Annotated in this window: 16 protein-coding genes, 1 other RNA gene and 2 pseudogenes; 8 read left to right on the top strand and 11 right to left on the bottom strand. The window is 47.1% G+C overall.

Features of this window, described 5'->3' with window-relative positions; genetic code table 11:
• Positions 1-224: 224 nt before the first annotated feature.
• A complete protein-coding gene (locus BM191_RS00120; RefSeq protein ID WP_092873525.1) occupies positions 225-689 on the top strand; it encodes a putative T6SS immunity periplasmic lipoprotein in 465 nt (154 codons plus the stop codon).
• Between the two features lie 81 nt (positions 690-770).
• On the opposite strand, the gene BM191_RS00125 is transcribed toward BM191_RS00120, so the two are convergent.
• The 3 genes and pseudogenes from BM191_RS00125 to BM191_RS16670 form a co-directional block, all read right to left on the bottom strand.
• Complete coding sequence (locus BM191_RS00125) at positions 771-1,067, bottom strand: hypothetical protein (RefSeq protein ID WP_092873527.1); 297 nt, start codon at positions 1,065-1,067, stop codon at positions 771-773.
• A gap of 767 nt (positions 1,068-1,834) precedes the next feature.
• Positions 1,835-2,191: a hypothetical protein gene (locus tag BM191_RS00130; protein WP_092873529.1), complete on the bottom strand. Its 357-nt coding sequence runs from the start codon at positions 2,189-2,191 to the stop codon at positions 1,835-1,837.
• 1,465 nt (positions 2,192-3,656) lie between these two features.
• Positions 3,657-4,443, bottom strand: a pseudogene (locus BM191_RS16670) (primase-like DNA-binding domain-containing protein); the annotation flags it as partial.
• A 200-nt stretch (positions 4,444-4,643) separates the two neighbouring features.
• On the opposite strand from BM191_RS16670, the gene BM191_RS16675 reads away from it, so the two are divergent.
• Positions 4,644-4,793, top strand: coding sequence for a hypothetical protein (locus tag BM191_RS16675; protein ID WP_177203265.1), 150 nt, complete (start codon positions 4,644-4,646; stop codon positions 4,791-4,793).
• A gap of 38 nt (positions 4,794-4,831) precedes the next feature.
• Here the strand turns inward: BM191_RS16675 and BM191_RS00150 are convergent, their stop codons facing one another.
• On the bottom strand, positions 4,832-5,362 hold the full coding sequence (locus BM191_RS00150; RefSeq protein ID WP_092873533.1) for a hypothetical protein: 531 nt from the start codon (positions 5,360-5,362) through the stop codon (positions 4,832-4,834).
• A gap of 1,047 nt (positions 5,363-6,409) precedes the next feature.
• On the opposite strand from BM191_RS00150, the gene BM191_RS00155 reads away from it, so the two are divergent.
• Positions 6,410-7,291 carry a hypothetical protein gene (locus BM191_RS00155; RefSeq protein WP_092873534.1) on the top strand — a complete coding sequence of 294 codons (882 nt, stop codon included), beginning with the start codon at positions 6,410-6,412 and terminating at the stop codon, positions 7,289-7,291.
• Positions 7,292-7,314: 23 nt separating this feature from the next.
• A pseudogene (locus BM191_RS00160) lies at positions 7,315-8,535 on the top strand (ISL3 family transposase).
• 408 nt (positions 8,536-8,943) lie between these two features.
• Here BM191_RS00160 and ssrA read toward each other — a convergent pair.
• Positions 8,944-9,307: a transfer-messenger RNA gene (gene ssrA, locus BM191_RS00170) on the bottom strand.
• Positions 9,308-9,354: 47 nt separating this feature from the next.
• Positions 9,355-9,837 carry an SsrA-binding protein SmpB gene (smpB, locus tag BM191_RS00175; protein WP_092873538.1) on the bottom strand — a complete coding sequence of 161 codons (483 nt, stop codon included), beginning with the start codon at positions 9,835-9,837 and terminating at the stop codon, positions 9,355-9,357.
• Between the two features lie 158 nt (positions 9,838-9,995).
• Between smpB and BM191_RS00180 the strand changes: the two genes are divergently transcribed.
• Both BM191_RS00180 and BM191_RS00185 read left to right on the top strand, forming a co-directional pair.
• Positions 9,996-10,430 (top strand): type II toxin-antitoxin system RatA family toxin, encoded by a 435-nt coding sequence (locus BM191_RS00180; protein WP_092873540.1) that lies wholly within the window; start codon positions 9,996-9,998, stop codon positions 10,428-10,430.
• A complete protein-coding gene (locus tag BM191_RS00185; RefSeq protein ID WP_092873542.1) occupies positions 10,423-10,716 on the top strand; it encodes an RnfH family protein in 294 nt (97 codons plus the stop codon). The genes BM191_RS00180 and BM191_RS00185 overlap by 8 nt, the downstream gene beginning before the upstream one ends.
• Positions 10,717-10,816: 100 nt before the next feature.
• Here BM191_RS00185 and fur read toward each other — a convergent pair whose 3' ends face one another.
• The 4 genes from fur to ybfF all read right to left on the bottom strand — a co-directional run bounded on the left by fur (position 10,817) and on the right by ybfF (position 13,454).
• Positions 10,817-11,260: a ferric iron uptake transcriptional regulator gene (gene fur, locus BM191_RS00190; protein ID WP_092873544.1), complete on the bottom strand. Its 444-nt coding sequence runs from the start codon at positions 11,258-11,260 to the stop codon at positions 10,817-10,819.
• 365 nt (positions 11,261-11,625) lie between these two features.
• Positions 11,626-12,156 carry a flavodoxin FldA gene (gene fldA, locus BM191_RS00195; RefSeq protein WP_092873546.1) on the bottom strand — a complete coding sequence of 177 codons (531 nt, stop codon included), beginning with the start codon at positions 12,154-12,156 and terminating at the stop codon, positions 11,626-11,628.
• Positions 12,157-12,290: 134 nt separating this feature from the next.
• Entirely contained in the window at positions 12,291-12,572 is a 282-nt protein-coding gene (gene ybfE / locus BM191_RS00200; protein WP_092873548.1) for a LexA regulated protein, read from the bottom strand.
• A gap of 117 nt (positions 12,573-12,689) precedes the next feature.
• Positions 12,690-13,454, bottom strand: coding sequence for an esterase (ybfF, locus tag BM191_RS00205; RefSeq protein ID WP_092873550.1), 765 nt, complete (start codon positions 13,452-13,454; stop codon positions 12,690-12,692).
• A gap of 249 nt (positions 13,455-13,703) precedes the next feature.
• Between ybfF and seqA the strand changes: the two genes are divergently transcribed.
• Positions 13,704-14,237 carry a replication initiation negative regulator SeqA gene (gene seqA / locus BM191_RS00210; RefSeq protein ID WP_092873552.1) on the top strand — a complete coding sequence of 178 codons (534 nt, stop codon included), beginning with the start codon at positions 13,704-13,706 and terminating at the stop codon, positions 14,235-14,237.
• A 25-nt stretch (positions 14,238-14,262) separates the two neighbouring features.
• Positions 14,263-15,903: a phosphoglucomutase (alpha-D-glucose-1,6-bisphosphate-dependent) gene (gene pgm, locus BM191_RS00215; RefSeq protein ID WP_092873553.1), complete on the top strand. Its 1,641-nt coding sequence runs from the start codon at positions 14,263-14,265 to the stop codon at positions 15,901-15,903.
• 77 nt (positions 15,904-15,980) lie between these two features.
• On the opposite strand, the gene kdpE is transcribed toward pgm, so the two are convergent.
• On the bottom strand, positions 15,981-16,673 hold the full coding sequence (kdpE, locus tag BM191_RS00220) for a two-component system response regulator KdpE (protein WP_092873555.1): 693 nt from the start codon (positions 16,671-16,673) through the stop codon (positions 15,981-15,983).
• Between the last annotated feature and the right edge of the window lie 44 nt (positions 16,674-16,717).

The raw sequence follows: 16,717 nt of genomic DNA on the forward strand, positions 1-16,717 counted from the left end.
TGTACAGGTTATGGCAATTGGCGAAAGATCTTTATTTTCTGACATTTTCTCGATGAAATGCTGCCTCAGACGAAAAAACAATGCGGAACGCGCGATTTAATCGGTATATTTATGCAAAGTTTATATAAATCAGATAGATAATTTTTTTAACGATTTGAATGAAAAACTGTGGCTACTGGCAGCCTTTAACGCGGAATAGTAAAAAATTTTTAAGGATGCTTAAGATGAAAAACAACAAACGAGATAGCAGGGCGATGCGCAAGCTGAGCAGCGCGGCATTAATTATTGCCAGTACAATGCTGGCAGGCTGCGCCCATCAGCAGGCAGGACAATCGCAAGTCTACCGGACCTATGCCAAAGTCGTGGCTAACAAAGTGTGTATCACCCTGCCGCATTTGCACAGTGGAGAAAAGCTCTTCAGTATTTACATCAGCGAACGTGGCAACCCTGACCGGTTCATCATACGGCAGTACCCGTGGCAAAAAGGTAAGTATCAGGCGGCTGTAGCGGGAAAATGTGTTAACGATTTTAATTTCCCCTACGTTATTGGCCGCGGCTATGACGTAGCAATTCAGGTTGCCGACCCTGCTGTCGCTACCATAAGCGGGGCAACGCAAGGACGGGTTTACAGCGGGGCCTTCGCCCTGTGGCGCGCCGGGCAAAAATTGCACGTGGTGCCGGTAATATAAATCTTGCTAGTGATATCAGCGTCCTGGGGAGAGTTAGCCAGGACGATGGTGCTACTGATGGCATTCGCCAGCTGAAAACGACTACCAGCCTGAGGTGTCCGGCCTTTGACCAAACCCGGTTCCTGAATCGGTGCTGTTATCGATCATGCCGCGATGACGCAGACGCTGCTCGCGCAGCTCCTGATGTACTCTTCTGCGGTATTCCGGGTTCAGATAGCCATCATCACGGTAGAGGTTATCACTATACGGCGGCGCATGGTTTAACTGCGGGTTTTGCCGCCAGTTGGGTGACATCCTCTCAGAAGTGATATCGTTTTCGGCACAGGATGTGCAGAGTAACGCGGTGCTGATACAAAAAGCCTGAGTCAGAACGTTCAAGTTCCCTCCTGGTACGTATGGGATGTTGGCTTCAGCCCGTATTGCCAGCAGCTATACGGCGGCTCTGGCAACATAGCTATTTATCTGCAGGCAATCGCAGGGCCGCACGCTAAAGGCTCCAAGCCCGCTATGGCGACGCGTACTGAAGTGCTTCGACGAGATAAGCGATGAACGAGCCGGGTCATTTTTTATCAATAGCACAAGCCATTCACTCCTGTCATCACGTGGGTGACCTGTCTTCTTATTATAATGATAATTTCCAGCTAACTGGCTTCTGCAACACGCTCTTTGACACAACACAGCAGAAATGCATTTTGGATTAATAATTAGCTGCTCTCCGCATATTCACTTCGCGACGCTCTCCGACGGCATCATTAAAAGGTGGATATATAGCGCATCATGCCTCTGATGGCAGGCATAGCATACTGGATGAAAAATTTGCGAGGCCAGGTACCTGCACTCTTACTGAAACCGTGGAGCGCCGGGGCCGGCATTCATAATATTCTGTTTTTCCGCGCCCCTATGATGAAAAGCTGGCTGGTGGTCAAACTGAGAAATAAGCGATAGCGCAGATTTATGCCGACTAATTTATTACTAAGGGTCAAGCAATGTTGCCGTTTATTGGTTTAGAAGGATGGAGGTTAAGGGAGAGGTAACGCCTGCAAATTTTATGTACTTTGACGGGACGCAGATAGCTTAAAATGAGTCTGCGATCGAACAATGAAAAAAAGCCGCAATCGCGGCTTTTCAACATAATCAGTCACGCATTATTCACTGACTTTTTTCTTCAAAGACTGCGCGCCATCTTTGGTTTTATTCCAGCCCTTTTCAGCACCTTCTTTGGTCGCATCCCAACCTTTCTCGGTACCCTGTTTGGTTTTATGCCAGGCTTTTTGGGAGCTTTCGCTCATCTTGCTACCGGTAGTGTTGCTTTTGCCTTCAGCAGCATGTTCAGCTTTAAGCTTCAATTCGTTGCCCTTATCCTGTGCCTCGTGCAACTTTTCCTTAGCGGTATTTTCACCTTTATGTGCTGCAGCTACTGTCTCATCGGTTGCGTGTGTGGTAGCGGCAAAAGCCGGGGCTGCCAGCAGAATTGCAGAAAGTGCCATCACTGTTTTTTTCATAATATCCTCATTAAACGGTGTTTATCTTTAAGCATGTAAAGCTTAGTACAGCATAAAGCTTCATGCCTTAGGAAAAAACCGTAAATCGATCCCTCTGTTCTGAAAGACGTCGATTTTTGCTATTTCCTATAGGCTTTGTCAGCACAAAAAACCACAGAGCTTGTGTCACGTGGCCTTTCTGTATTTCATCAGGCTATCGGTTGATGGCTCAGTCTTTCTGGCTATGAACGTATCCATGCGTCCAAGTCTAACGTAAACAATAGAGCTTTCCGTTCGGCCTATCAACGGGCCCAAAAGGTTCGGATTAAATTAGTTGGCTTCAGACTTCGCGGGACAAATCGAAGGCACAACAAAGCCTGCAGGGCTTGCGCCATGCGGGCTCTTGAGACTTCATCGGATGACTCTGGTAATCATTGATGGAGAATTTTGAATTGACGGAGTCTGAAAGATTCACGCAACTATCTGTTATTAAATTGTTTTAGCCAATTCAACTTTCATTGGAATACCTAAGCGTATACCAATGGCGATTTGTTGCCGTGTTTACTGTGATTAAGTGAATCTATTTTTGAATAAATCAGATCAAGAAAAAACTTTTTTTAGAAAAACGGTTCACACTGTTCACAGTGCGATTTTAATCATAAATATACATTCTATTACGTAATGAATGGTTGGTGAACAATGAACACTTTACTGTTCACTTTTACTCATGTTCCTGCGACAAAAACTGATATCCTTGGTAGGAGTTGTTTGTTCGTTACGGCCTACCAGATCCTTGAGGAGGTCCGCGTTTCTATCAGTATACTTTGGTGAGAGATGCTGCGTGATGAGATAATAAGTAACTACATATATAGTTTAAAATTCTGGTGTGAATTTTGATTGGGAATATCAAGTGGATATAGCGAGTCTCTTAGTAGGGATTGTCGGGAGCATCATTGCAGCAGGTTTGATTGCTCTCGTCACTGAATGTTTATGGCCTAACTTTAATGATAAATTTTGTACAAAGGTGTCTGGGTTGAAGGGATATGGGATGTAATAGAAGAGCGAAATGGCAAAAGCGAGACAGTAGGTAGGCTTGAGCTAAAGCAGCACGGATGTCGCTTAACAGGTACAAGTACGCGAACTAAGACTCGTGACGGTAACAACTCCGATAGAAAGTTCAATTATCGTGGGTCCATCAGCGGTTGTCAGATAACGTTGGTTTTCGAAGATGCACAAGGTATCGGTTTTGATACAGGAACTTATGTATTTACAGTCTATAACGACAAGAAAACAATGGTAGGAATGTCAACCTTCCACGGTAAAACTGAGAATAAAATTATTGCGGAGCCAAGGATATTGCGAAAAGCGGCCGCCTAGCCCTGGCCTTCAAACACCAGCATAGTAAGCCTGCTGACCTAAAGGTAAAAGACCAGCAATGCTTGTCTACGGGGGATTCTTTCGACAGAGAGTCATCGCATTTCGGCAGTCAGTCGGCGTGGCTTCCCTCCCTGAGCGCCACATTGGTTTGTATGCCCTGATTTTTACGGCGCTTCTCATAACTCAGTTCATACTCTTTCAGCATCGCTGACAGCCCCTTGCTGAACATGGTCAGCAAGGGGTATTCCTGTAACCGTGGGCTTCCATGTAAGCCAGATAGGCATGATACAGATACAGGCACGGTTAACGCGGATGATATGGGCATGGCCAATATGCATACCGTCAGGCTCCGACAGCGATTTAAGGTAACCACAAAAATCAAAGGTCGGGTCAGCTTTGCGTTTAATACTGAGCACCTCGTTGGAGTTCTGCTGTGACTGGAACAGTGTACGCGCGGTCATCGGATCTCTGAACGTCTGCATCAGCTGGCGCGCAATTACAGCAAGCTCGCGGGCGATTTTGTTCTTAAGCTGCGAGTCGCGCTCTTCCGGAGCAATCTGCTCCGGGAAATGCGTGATCATCCGGCGACGGGAGACACCACCGCTGCGGACGGTAAAGCGCATCGGATTATTGTTCACGGTCGGAATCACCGTCGGAATATGGGTAGAGTACGCATCCTTGTATTTCGGGTCTACCGATACCGCATCCTCACCAGTGATGGCCTTAAGTCCTGCCCTGTCACCGCTCCATTTTTACTGGTCAGGCCGACGGATAAACGAAAAGCTTATCAACGGAGCACGTTCACGTGGCGACTCCAGCCTTTCGATGGTGGCCGATGTGGCGCTATCTTCCCCGGCGAGTATGCTCGCAATTTCGGCCAGAATACTTTTCCCGGTGCGGCGATCAAACAAGCACAGCAAGAAGCCGCCGCAATGATCGATATCGGGGCGCTTAAGAAGCAACTGAACGATTTACCCGTCTGCGCGATGGTCTGCTTAGAGATGTCGCCAGCAGTCTGGACGCGTTGCAGGGAGAAAGCGCCAGAGCATGGGTATTTACTTCCAGCAGTGATTTGACTACCACGCTCGTGGAGCTGATGAAGGGCATTCCGATGCCATCGGCGGTGTACTCTGCTGCGATGATGCTGACGGGTGACAATCTTGATGGCGTATCAGGTAATATGATTATGGCTCTTAAAAGGGCCAGTTTCCAGGTTAGACCCATTGAAAGTCGCCAATATTTTTAAAATACATAGATTCTGCTAATAGGCTTTATCTACTCACTTCAGGAGAACTTTCTTTCTGTGTAACTTTTTTTATTATTATTTCCATTATTATTATTGTTGTTATTTCCATTGTTATTTCCATTGTTGTTGTGGTGATTGTTATTGTAGTTGTTATTATAATCATTGTTATAGTGGTTGTTGTAGTTGTTATTGTATTGATTGTTGTAAAAGTTATTGTAGAAGTTGTTGTAGTAATTATTGTAGTGGTTATTGAAGTAATTTTCATTCCCTGATAAATCTGGCTTGTTATTGGTTGAACTTATTGTTACGCTATTATCGACACCTGATGGTCCGGAGCGATTAAAATTACTTTCTGATTTTCCCATGTCATTATATTCTTTTTTTATGTGGCTTTTATTTGCCTCTTTTGCATTTTCCCTAAGAACGGAAAGTATATCCAAAGTTGCGAGATCGTAATTTTCGGTAGTTCCGGGGTTAATCACTGTGAAATTTTTTTCTTTGTAATCATAAGCTTTGATATTTGAAGATATTACTAATGATAGCGGGATAATGTGCTTTATGATTCTCATTTTTTTCCTTTTTAGTTTTGTAAATGCAGGTTAACTCCATGTATCCAATACATTTTAATTCGTTATAATAAAAAAAAAGTAATGATTGTTAAAATTCAGTAAGAATTTTTTTATTTTAAGAGTTAATTGCCGCTCAGTAGTGAGTTGCGGGTTTTATTGAATGCGTCTAACTGATTAGGTAATATGTATTACGTAGGGTTTTGAAGCTATTTTATATTCATCATTAAAATTTATTTTCACCTTCTTAATCTTCTCAGGTGAGAATCATGGTCATAAGCCTTGAGGTCATGACTGCTTTCGCTGCCTTGTGTGCTTCAGTTCATTAAACTTTAAGAAGCGTATAAGCGGGGCACTTAAAGAGCCATCAACCAATATAATGCCCCTTAACGTGCCATAATTCGGGGTGCTATGTGGTATCTAAATATCGAAAAATACGATTACTCAGACTTTCGAAACATGCTTAAAATTGAACAGGAATATTAATTTCTTGGGTTAAACATCATCTCACGCTTTCGGAGCGTTGCTTATCACATCCAACCATACTCCTTCATATAAGCAGCACAGAAATAAACCTTCGCACCAGTGCAGCCTGATGTTGACGAAATAAGGGCTGAAGTGACGAAAACGTCGCTACACCGCACCCCCCTGCGCGTTTTGGATCATAAAAATTTTTCAGTTTTATTTTTCTACAAATCATTACGCCAGCCTGCGCCGCTGCTGGGGCGTTGCTGGGGCACCCAGACTGAAAAGAGTGAAACGAATTTCAGTATTTTTTGTTATTAGATCGCGTGCCGTTGTGGTAAATTTTAATAAGTTTATGAATATAAAGGGTTATTTATAAATTGCGTGGATCGTGAATCGTTTGAAATAGATCGCATGGAAATACTATCAAAATGTGGTGAAGCCAGGCGCAGCAAGGACTGCGGACGAATTAAAGTAGATATGAAAAAATGAAATCTGTGAAATTGATTTACTGTTTATTTATGGGTCTTCCCCTGATATGGTGGCTGTGTATAGTAATAGGCTTTCCCCTAAGGAGCCTTTTACATGAATAGAATTCAAAATCAACCTGTGGTGGCCACGTCATTAATTGGCAAAAAAAATGAAGCTGATAGGCCCCCCTCCACTTCGTTTTTGCGTCATCTAGCTGGCTGCTTCAATAGCTCCGAATCTCTTTCCGTTTACCGTGAAAAAAACTCTACCCTTTGTAATGAATTACGCAGGCTCTATTTAGCTCAGGATAACCAAGACTTGTCGTCTGGATGTAGACAAACTGCAAAAGAAAGGGCAGATAATATTGAAATTCTTGCCACCTTGAACTCAGAGAAAAATCGAAAGGATTTTGAGATACTGGCAGAATATATCGAAGGTGGAAGTGGTTTATACAAAACTATAAATGAACACTTAAGGAATATTTCCCCCTCGGAAGAAGGGAAAAGGCTGTCAGATGAGTTAAAGGAAGTATTTAGTAAGCTAAATTATTATAATGCTCCCGCTTACCGATCAGTGGTCGTGCCTGCTGGTACATATGGTGGAAAAATTAAAATAAATGATGTTGTTATGGATGAAGGGTTTATGTCAGCATCAGCTTTACCAAAGAATTCAATAGATTGGTTAGAAACATGGACCTGTCAGGATCATAGATATGGTATGGAAAAGCTCATTCTCGTTTTCGATGAAACTGCATCAAAAAAAATGGCGGCAGGGGGAATGCTACCAGATCATATATTAATCGCACCAGATACTCCTTTCAAAGTAAAAGAGATACATATAACTGATGGAAGACCCGAGCGAGATATAATCACCTTGGTTAGGCTTAAAAGTTCTGAACATCCTTTCAGGCACGATATAAAAGATATTTTCTCTGGCGATGTTAAGCTTACTGCCACCGAGGGTTCTGTATTTCAAAGACTTAATCCAAATAATTAACATTCAAGAATTTTTTAAATTAAATGAATGAAAATGAACTTTACTCTCGCCTACTTAACTTGTCAGAAATGTGGGCTGTTACATCCCTTACCCTCGATGAAAATGCAGGGTCTGTTACTGTCATTGTCGGAATCGCTGAAAACACGCCATTATCTCGCCCGGCCTGCGGTAAATCCTGCCTTATTCACGATCACCGGCATCGCAAATGGCGTCATCTTGATACCTGCCAGTTCACCACGCTGATTGAGGCCGATGTTCCCCGTATCATGTGCCCCGAACATGGATGCCTGACGCTTCCTGTTCCCTGGGCTGGCACCGGCAGTCGCTATACTCTGCTGTTCGAAGCTTTTGTTATTTCATGGCTGAAAATAAGCACGGTGGACGCAGTACGCAGGCAGCTTAAGCTTAGCTGGAATGCCGTTGACAACATTATGCAACGGGCGGTGAAACGTGGGCTTACCCGCCGAAAAAGGCCTCAATCAGCACGGCATATGTGCGTGGACGAAGTGGCGTTCAAAAAGGGCCATCAGTATGTCACCGTCATATCGGACACTTAGGGGCAGGCTCTTGCGCTGGTTGATGATCGCCGGATGGATAGCCTGGCGGGGTACCTGAAAAGCCTGAGTGATCCGCAACTGAATGCCATCAAAACACTGTCCATGGACATGTATCCCGCCTATATCAGTGCGGCCCGGATACACCTGCCCAACGCAGTGGATAAAATCGCCTTCGACCACTTCCATGTTGCAAAAATGCTCTGCTCCATCGTCGATAAAACCCGGCAGGGAGAGATGAAAGGTATCCCGTTACCGGCCAGAAAAGAGGCACACCGCTCCCGCTATCTGTGGCTGTATGGAAGCAAAAACCGTCATGGTCAGAGAGAAGAAAGGCTTGAGGCAGCTCAACAGGTCCTTCCGGAAACCAGTCAGTGCTGGGCAATGAAGGAACTGGCCCGTGAACTCTGGCACCGCCGCTACGATGAGCACAGCAGATATCTGTGGCTGGAGTGGATGGCGAGGGCAAATGCAGTTGGTGTTCCGTTGCTGACCAGCGCGGTTAGGACGCTGCGCAAACGACTTTACGGTATCCTCAATGCGATGAAGCATCGTGTATCAAATGGCAATGCAGAGTCGCTGAACAGCAAAATACGACTACTCAGGATCAAGTCTCGGGGATACCGGAACAGGGAACGCTTCAAAGTGGCCGTGATGTTCCACTACGGCAGGTTAAATATGGAGATATGAATGTCCCACCATGATCGGGGAAGACCCTTATTTATACAGTATTTTGCGCACTTAGTGCAATTATGGCCACGAAAAATAGAGGTTTTTATGCGTTCGTTGCTAGTTTGCAACGTGATGATTTATTTCATGGCATATGGTGAGAGACTGACCAAAAAGCAGTTGTTTTGTAATAAATGAAATCCAGTTTATGTGATTTGGCCGATTGGAAAAATGTGGATCGCTGCGGTTCACAACGGTGAGGTATGGCAGCTGGTAATCCATTCTCACGCAACAGACGAGCGAGCGGCCTACAAATTTGTAGTGCAGCATTTGTATAAAAGTCATTAATGGCGGCGTTTTGGCTGTCGCCATTTTGTCGCCACTGCAAAGAAAAAAGGGATACGCATTCGCGTAACCCCTTGTTTTATTTGGTGGAGCTGGGGGGATTTGAACCCCCGTCCGAAATTACTACACCGTCGGCACTACATGCTTAGTCCAGTCTTTACATTCGCCGGTTAGCTGCGGACGGACACGCTACTAACAGACTAGCCTGATTGGATTTAACGCTTCGACCCCAGGCAGGGCGTCCACGCGATCTCTTTTGGGTTTGACCTCTCTTGATCCCCGTCCTAAGAGCGGAGGCTAGGGAGAGAGGGCTCTGAGCAGGTTATTAAGCTGCTAAAGCGTAGTTTTCGTCGTTTGCGACTATTTTTTTGCGGCTTTTTACGAGGCAAACCGCCCCTCGGCATGCTCCTTGGGCTTCGCAAATCCCGTCGAATCCAGAATCAGCCCCAAGTAGACGAGTAGTATAGCAAAAAACAATGCCGCAAAGCCAGTGTGTTAGCGGTTAGCATGTTTCATGATGCGTGCTTTATCCATTTGCCACTCGCGTTCTTTGATATTGTCGCGCTTATCATGTTCTTTTTTACCGCGTGCAACCCCAATTTTCAGCTTGGCCCATGCGTTTTTCCAGTAAAGAGACAGGGCGACGACGGTGTAACCCTCACGGTTCACGCGGCCATATAACGAATCCAGCTCACGCTGCTTGAGCAGTAGTTTTCGGCTACGGGTAGGGTCGCAAACGATATGTGATGAAGCGACTGAAAGTGGCTGGAAGGTAGAGCCAAAAAGATAGGCTTCTCCTTCACGTAGCAGGATATAACTGTCACTAATGTTCGCTTTACCAGCGCGAAGTGATTTTACTTCCCATCCTTGTAGGGAAAGCCCCGCTTCAAATTCTTCTTCGATGAAATATTCATGCCGGGCGCGTTTGTTCAGAGCAATCGTGGCTGAACCGGGTTTATGTGCTTTTTTCTTTGTCATAGTAAAGCGTAGTCTACATTAAGCGGGTTCAAATGGCATCCCCTGAACCAACCGGGGCGGGATAGCCGTGTATTCTAACACGCTGCATCGGGCGCGGAATTTTTGTTTACATCAGGTCGATGGTATTATTTTAACACTAATGTTCAACAGGAATGGTTATGTCCCAGATTAGTCGTTCAGCACTGGTTCCTTACAGCGCTGAACAAATGTATAAACTTGTTAACGATGTGGCGTGTTATTCTCAGTTCCTTCCCGGCTGTACCGGAAGCCGTGTATTGGATACCAGCGAGCAACAGATGACCGCAGCGGTGGATGTTTCTAAGGCTGGCATTAGTAAAACTTTCGTGACGCGTAACACGCTGGTGGATAATCAAAGTATTAATATGCAGCTGGTTGATGGCCCTTTTCGCAAGCTCACCGGGGGCTGGCGCTTTGTTGCGTTAAGTGCTGAGGCCTGTAAGGTTGAGCTTAATCTTGAGTTTGAATTTTCCAATATTTTAGTAGAGCTGGCGTTCGGGCGCATATTTAAGGAACTGGCAGGCAATATGGTTCAGGCATTCACTCAGCGGGCAAAAGAGGTTTATCGTGCCTGATATCGCTGTTGAAGTGGTTTATGCGCTGCCGGAAAAACAGTATCTGTATACGGTGAAAGTGGAGCAGGGCGCTACCGTGGCCGAGGCAATTCAGCACTCCGGAATTCTGGAGCTACGGCCTGAGATTGATATTAACCAGACTAAGGTTGGTGTATTCAGTCGCCCGGTAAAACTTACCGATACTGTTGATGCCGGGGATAGGGTGGAAATTTATCGTCCGCTGCTTGCAGATCCGAAAGAACTGCGCCGTCAGCGCGCCGACCGCGCTGCTAAAAATAAGGCGTAGGGTGTGCCAAAAGCATCCTGGAGTAATTAATTTTATTTTTAGACAGTTGTTTTAGCGGCAAAAAAACCGACAAGAGCCGGTTTTTTATTAAACCCAAAGATCACTGGTCGTGTAGCGATTCATCTTCGCGGCAGTCGCCTGCGGCACAATGACCATAAAGATAAAGGCTGTGGTTGGTCAACTTAATGCCGTGGCGCGTGGCGATTTCACGTTGGCGTGCTTCAATAGATTCATCGCTAAATTCAATTACTTTACCGCAATCCAGGCAAATGAGATGGTCGTGGTGATGCTGCTGAGTCAATTCAAAAACAGCTTTGCCGCCTTCAAAGTTATGGCGAGTTACAATGCCGGCGTCATCAAACTGGTTGAGTACGCGATAAACCGTCGCCAGTCCAATCTCTTCACCCATGTCAATCAGACGTTTATATAAGTCTTCCGCACTGACGTGATGGGACTCAGGTTCCTGAAGGACTTCCAGAATTTTGAGTCGTGGAAGTGTAACTTTCAGGCCAGCCTTCTTTAATGCGGTGTTATTGTCAGTCATGCGGATATTGTCCTGTTACTTTTCAGTTCATTTTAGGGCTGTAAGTGGGCATTACTGGTCCTGCCGAACGAAATTGCGTCTCATTATAGAACCTATGAGATGAAATGAAAATGACCGGGGGCAATTCCTCTGACAAGAGTAAGGTTTTTTTATGTTGCCTTAATACCGCGCCAAATCATGCTGCTTCGACATTTTGCTGCCTCATCATGCGTGGCCGGGATGATCACGGGCGCTGAGAACACTTTTTTCCAGTAGGGGTATTTTACAGTTATGCAGATGAAAGTTACAAATATGTATCTATTATTTCTATAGGGAAGTTCAATAGCGAGATGCGGGCGCGCGCCCACATCCCTACTTCTGATCGATCAGGCTTCGATGATGGTGTGCAGCTGTAGCTCTTCATGAAGTTGCTTAACCCACTTATCAACGCGTTCGTTGGTCAGCTCGGGCTGACGGTCTTCATCAATTGCCAGCCCAATGAAATGCTCGTCATCAGCCAAACCTTTAGATGCTTCAAAATGATAGCCAGCAACGGGCCAGTGGCCTACGATTACTGCCCCATTTGGTTCGATTATATCGCGAATAGTGCCCATCGCATCGCAGAAATATTCTGCGTAGTCTTCCTGATCGCCGCAACCAAACAGTGCGACCAGTTTGCCGTTAAAGTCGATTTCCTCCAAAGTAGGGAAGAAATCATCCCAGTCGCACTGGGCTTCGCCGTAGTACCAGGTGGGGATGCCCAGTAATAAAATATCAAAGGCCTCCAGATCTTCTTTGCTACTTTTGGCAATGTCGTGAACCTCTGCAACCTCTTTACCCAGCTGCTTTTGGATCATTTTTGCAATGTTTTCAGTATTGCCTGTATCACTGCCAAAGAAAATGCCTACGATTGCCATGTGTCTGATAACCTCTTGATTCTCAATGATACGGCGAGTGCCTTAAAGAAAGATAGCGCCAATAATAACAGAGCGCGTCAGGGGGATAAATCTGTAATGCCGCCTGGTTTGTCGCTTTGTGCCTTCCAGAGCCGCTATTTCCGACTGTTAGCCAGCTGTGCCGTCAGCATTTCTTCAATCAGTTCGCTGCGGCTAATTTGTCGATATTCGGCGAGTTGATTTAGCGTATCAACTGCTTCTGCTGTCATTTTCAGTTCGATACGGCGTAATCCACGCACTTTGTCACGCTTGAGCTGATTACGTTTATTAATGCGTAGCTGCTCATCCCGTGATAGCGGGCTGGTCTTCGGCCGTCCCGGACGGCGTTCGTCGGCGAACAGATCGATGGTCGTGCGGTCGGTGTTTTCTTTTGCCATAGCGTTGTTCGGGGCTGGAAGTCATAAGGATAAGCGGAGTCTGCCGCCAGGCAGAAAAATCAGCGCGACATGATAACCTACGCGACGGAGAGAGAACAATCGTGAAACGCTGATTTTTCAAAGCGCGAAAAAGCGATGTAGTGCGCGGAGCACCGCCTGCGGTTTTTCCGCATGAACCCAATGCCCCGCTCCGGCCACCACATATGCTTTCGCTGCCGGAAATTGCGCAAGCAGGGCCTCGCGGTATTGATCTTTCAAATAGTCTGACCGTTCGCCGCGAATGAACAATGCAGAGCCTTGCCAGGCTGGCAATGTTTGCCAGTCAATGAGTGCAGGGTAATTATTCCACAATGCATCGACATTAAAGCGCCACTCACCGCGATCGAACGATTTCAGTAGAAACTGGATGACCCCCTCCTGCTTAACCGAGTGACGCATGATGGCACTGGCTTCGCTGCGCGTGGATACGCCGGCTAGAGTAATGGCGCGTAGCGCTGCGAACACATCATCATGGTGGCGTTGTTGATAGGCTATCGGGGCAATATCTATCACTGCCAGTTGGCCGATGCGTTCAGGTGCTAATGCTGTCAGTGCCATAGCGATTTTGCCACCCATAGAGTGGCCAACGACGTCCACCTGTGTAATGTTTTGCCGATCGAGCGTATCGATAAGATCCTGAGCCATCAGGGCATAGCTCATTTCTTCTGAGCGCGGTGAGGCGCCGTGATTCCGTATATCGACCATAAGTATGGGGCGCTGGTGCTGTAAGTCACGCGCCAGAACGCCGAGGTTGTCAAGGTTGCCGAACAGACCATGGATCAGCAGAATCGGGCGATGCATTGCTTCAGATTGTATAGTTAGCAGGCGGACGTTTAAATTCATAGCAAAGTTCTTACGGCTTACGGGGGCGCTTAGGTTATCATGATTTTTATCTGCGCTGCCCGTCGGGAATTTGAAGGTTACTCTGCTTTTGCGGCATCGTCTGACTTTTGCCCGCAACAGGTTGCGGTACTACACCCCGATAGGTTTTAACTTTATAATCCTCACCTTAGAGCCACTTAGTGCTGAAGCATCGCTGTAGGCCCCAGCCATAACTGGCGATTAATGAAGCAATAATCGTAATGGATAAAGATGAAAACGATAGAAGTCGACGAAGATCTATACCGCTATATTGCCAGCCACACTCAACATATTGGCGAGAGTGCCTCGGATATTTTACGGCGTATGCTGAAATTCACGGCTGAGTGTGCAAATGCGCCTGCTGCAAATATTGAAAATTTAAGCAAAAAGGTGAGCAAGGCGGTTGAGCGTCCTCAGGATAAGGTTCGTGCGGTGCGCGAACTCCTGCTTTCTGATGAATATGCCGAGCAGAAGAAAGCAGTGAATCGTTTTATGCTTATCCTCTCGACACTCTATTCACTTGACGCCAGTGCGTTTGAGGCGGGTACAGAATCGCTGCATGGCCGTACGCGGACCTATTTTGCCGGCGATGAACAAACGTTGCTTCAAAATGGGACCCAGACCAAACCTAAGCACGTTCCCGGCACGCCATACTGGGTAATTACCAACACCAATACAGGTCGTAAACGCAGTATGGTCGAACATATCATGTTGGCCATGCAGCTACCGGCAGAGCTGGCAGAGCGGGTTTGCGGCACCATCTAATGAAGCGTTTCAGGGAGTCGAGTCAATGGCTAATCACCCACGAGCAGGTCAACCGTCCCGGCAAAGTGATTTAATTAACGTCGCGCAGTTAACGTCTCAGTATTATGTTTTGGAACCGGAAGCTGGTAATGCAGAGCACGCGGTAAAATTTGGGACCTCCGGCCATCGCGGCAGCGCTGCTCGTCAAAGCTTTAATGAAGTTCATATTCTGGCAATAGCCCAGGCGATAGCTGAAGAGCGTAAAAAGAACGGCATTACCGGCCCGTGTTACGTAGGCAAAGATACTCATGCGCTCTCCGAACCGGCGATTATTTCGGTGCTGGAAGTACTGGCCGCTAACGGTGTTGACGTTATTGTGCAGCAGGAAAATGGCTACACGCCTACGCCGGCGATCTCCAATGCGATCCTTGAACATAATAAGCGTGGCGGCGGCCTGGCTGACGGCATTGTTATTACGCCATCACATAATCCTCCGGACGACGGCGGTATTAAATATAATCCGCCTAACGGTGGTCCGGCTGATACCAACGTGACGAAAATGGTGGAAGAGCGTGCTAATCAGCTGATTGCCAAAGGTTTGATAGAGGTTAAACGGCTGCGATTTGATCAGGCGATGGCTAGCGGGCACATCAGTGAGCAGGATCTTATCCAGCCCTACGTGGAGGGGCTGGCACAGGTTATTGACTTTGCCGCGATTAAAAAAGCAAGGTTGAAAATCGGCGTCGACCCGCTTGGCGGCTCAGGCATGGCCTACTGGCAGCGTATCGCTGAGCACTACAATTTAGATCTGACTATCGTGAACGATGCCATCGATCAAACTTTCCGCTTTATGCATCTGGATAAAGACGGTGCAGTGCGTATGGACTGTTCTTCAGAATGTGCAATGGCTGGTCTGCTGGCGCTGCGTGATAAGTTTGATCTGGCGTTCGGCAACGATCCGGACTACGACCGCCACGGTATCGTTACACCGGCGGGTTTAATGAATCCCAACCACTATCTTGCTGTTGCAATCAACTATCTTTTCCAGCATCGTCCGCAATGGGGCAAAGAGGTTGCCGTAGGTAAAACGCTGGTATCCAGCGCCATGATCGATCGGGTTGTTAACGACATCGGCCGCAAGCTGGTTGAAGTGCCGGTTGGATTTAAGTGGTTTGTAAATGGTCTGTTTGACGGCAGCCTTGGCTTTGGTGGTGAAGAGAGTGCAGGCGCTTCTTTCCTGCGTGTTGACGGTACACCCTGGTCTACTGATAAAGACGGTATTATTCTCTGCCTTCTGGCAGCAGAAATAACGGCGGTTACCGGCAAAAACCCGCAGCAGCATTACGATGAGCTAGCCCTCCGCTTCGGTGCGCCGAGTTATAATCGTCTGCAGGCATCGGCAACGTCGGCGCAAAAAGCCGCGCTGTCCAGGCTCTCACCGGAAATGGTCAGTGCTGACATGTTGGCCGGTGATGTTATCACAGAACGCCTGACGGCGGCGCCGGGCAACGGTGCCGCCATTGGCGGGCTTAAAGTGATGACTAAAAACGGTTGGTTTGCGGCGCGCCCGTCGGGTACAGAAGATGCCTACAAAATCTATTGCGAAAGCTTCCTGGGCGAAAAGCACCGTTTGATGATCGAGAGAGAAGCCGTTGAAATCGTTAACGAAGTGCTAAGGAACGCCTGATTTTAACGCAGGTGGCTCGTACCGATTAGCCCGATAAGGTAAACCCCCGGCAGGCAGTGTATGTCGCCGGGGTTTTTTTAGGGCATAAAGCGATAGCCTACGCCGGGTTCGGTGAGCAGGTAGCGTGGCTTTGCTGGCGTGATTTCCAGTTTTTGTCGCAGATGGCCCATATAGATGCGTAAATAGTGGTTATGTTCAACCGCATTTGGCCCCCAGACGTCATTGAGCAATTGGCGCTGTGTCAGCACTTTACCTGGATGTGTCATCAACACCGTCAGCAGGCGAAATTCTATCGGCGTCAGATGAAGAGGTTCATCGCCACGGTTGACCTGCCGTTCAGCAATGTTCAGTTCAATCTCGCCGAGCCGGATAGTGCTGCTTGCCGCCGCTTGCTGGCTATTCCGGTGTCTCAGCGCGACACGGACTCTTGCCATCAACTCGCCGGTGCCAAAGGGTTTAGTGAGAAAATCGTTGGCGCCAGCATCCAGGGCGGTAATTTTATCCTGTTCGTCGTTGCGTGCGGAGAGCACGATAATGGGGACGTTCGACCATTGACGAACGTCGCGAATAAACAGATTGCCATCGCCATCTGGCAGGCCGAGGTCGAGGATAACTAAGTCCGGCTTGCGGGTTGCTGCCTCAATGAGTCCGCGTTGTAAGGTTTCCGCGTCATAAACCCGCAGCGACTCGGATTCGAGCGTAATACGTAAAAAACGTCGGATCTCTTTTTCATCTTCAACGATAAGAATGCTGATTTGGTTCTGGCTCATATGACATCTGAACAATCGTTTATTGAGTAGACAATCAATCTAAC

This window comes from Izhakiella capsodis (genome assembly GCF_900115045.1).
GTDB classification, from domain to species: domain Bacteria; phylum Pseudomonadota; class Gammaproteobacteria; order Enterobacterales; family Enterobacteriaceae; genus Izhakiella; species Izhakiella capsodis.

What these genes read in the sequence shown, in the direction of transcription:
- BM191_RS00155 (WP_092873534.1), top strand. Translation starts at nt 6,410, where the DNA reads ATGAATAGAATTCAAAATCAACCTGTGGTGGCCACGTCATTAATTGGC.
- BM191_RS00150 (WP_092873533.1), bottom strand. Translation starts at nt 5,362, where the DNA reads ATGAGAATCATAAAGCACATTATCCCGCTATCATTAGTAATATCTTCA.
- BM191_RS00120 (WP_092873525.1), top strand. Translation starts at nt 225, where the DNA reads ATGAAAAACAACAAACGAGATAGCAGGGCGATGCGCAAGCTGAGCAGC.
- BM191_RS00130 (WP_092873529.1), bottom strand. Translation starts at nt 2,191, where the DNA reads ATGAAAAAAACAGTGATGGCACTTTCTGCAATTCTGCTGGCAGCCCCG.
- seqA (WP_092873552.1), top strand. Translation starts at nt 13,704, where the DNA reads ATGAAAACGATAGAAGTCGACGAAGATCTATACCGCTATATTGCCAGC.
- BM191_RS00180 (WP_092873540.1), top strand. Translation starts at nt 9,996, where the DNA reads ATGTCCCAGATTAGTCGTTCAGCACTGGTTCCTTACAGCGCTGAACAA.
- BM191_RS16675 (WP_177203265.1), top strand. Translation starts at nt 4,644, where the DNA reads ATGAAGGGCATTCCGATGCCATCGGCGGTGTACTCTGCTGCGATGATG.
- kdpE (WP_092873555.1), bottom strand. Translation starts at nt 16,673, where the DNA reads ATGAGCCAGAACCAAATCAGCATTCTTATCGTTGAAGATGAAAAAGAG.
- pgm (WP_092873553.1), top strand. Translation starts at nt 14,263, where the DNA reads ATGGCTAATCACCCACGAGCAGGTCAACCGTCCCGGCAAAGTGATTTA.
- fur (WP_092873544.1), bottom strand. Translation starts at nt 11,260, where the DNA reads ATGACTGACAATAACACCGCATTAAAGAAGGCTGGCCTGAAAGTTACA.
- ybfF (WP_092873550.1), bottom strand. Translation starts at nt 13,454, where the DNA reads ATGAATTTAAACGTCCGCCTGCTAACTATACAATCTGAAGCAATGCAT.
- ybfE (WP_092873548.1), bottom strand. Translation starts at nt 12,572, where the DNA reads ATGGCAAAAGAAAACACCGACCGCACGACCATCGATCTGTTCGCCGAC.
- smpB (WP_092873538.1), bottom strand. Translation starts at nt 9,837, where the DNA reads ATGACAAAGAAAAAAGCACATAAACCCGGTTCAGCCACGATTGCTCTG.
- fldA (WP_092873546.1), bottom strand. Translation starts at nt 12,156, where the DNA reads ATGGCAATCGTAGGCATTTTCTTTGGCAGTGATACAGGCAATACTGAA.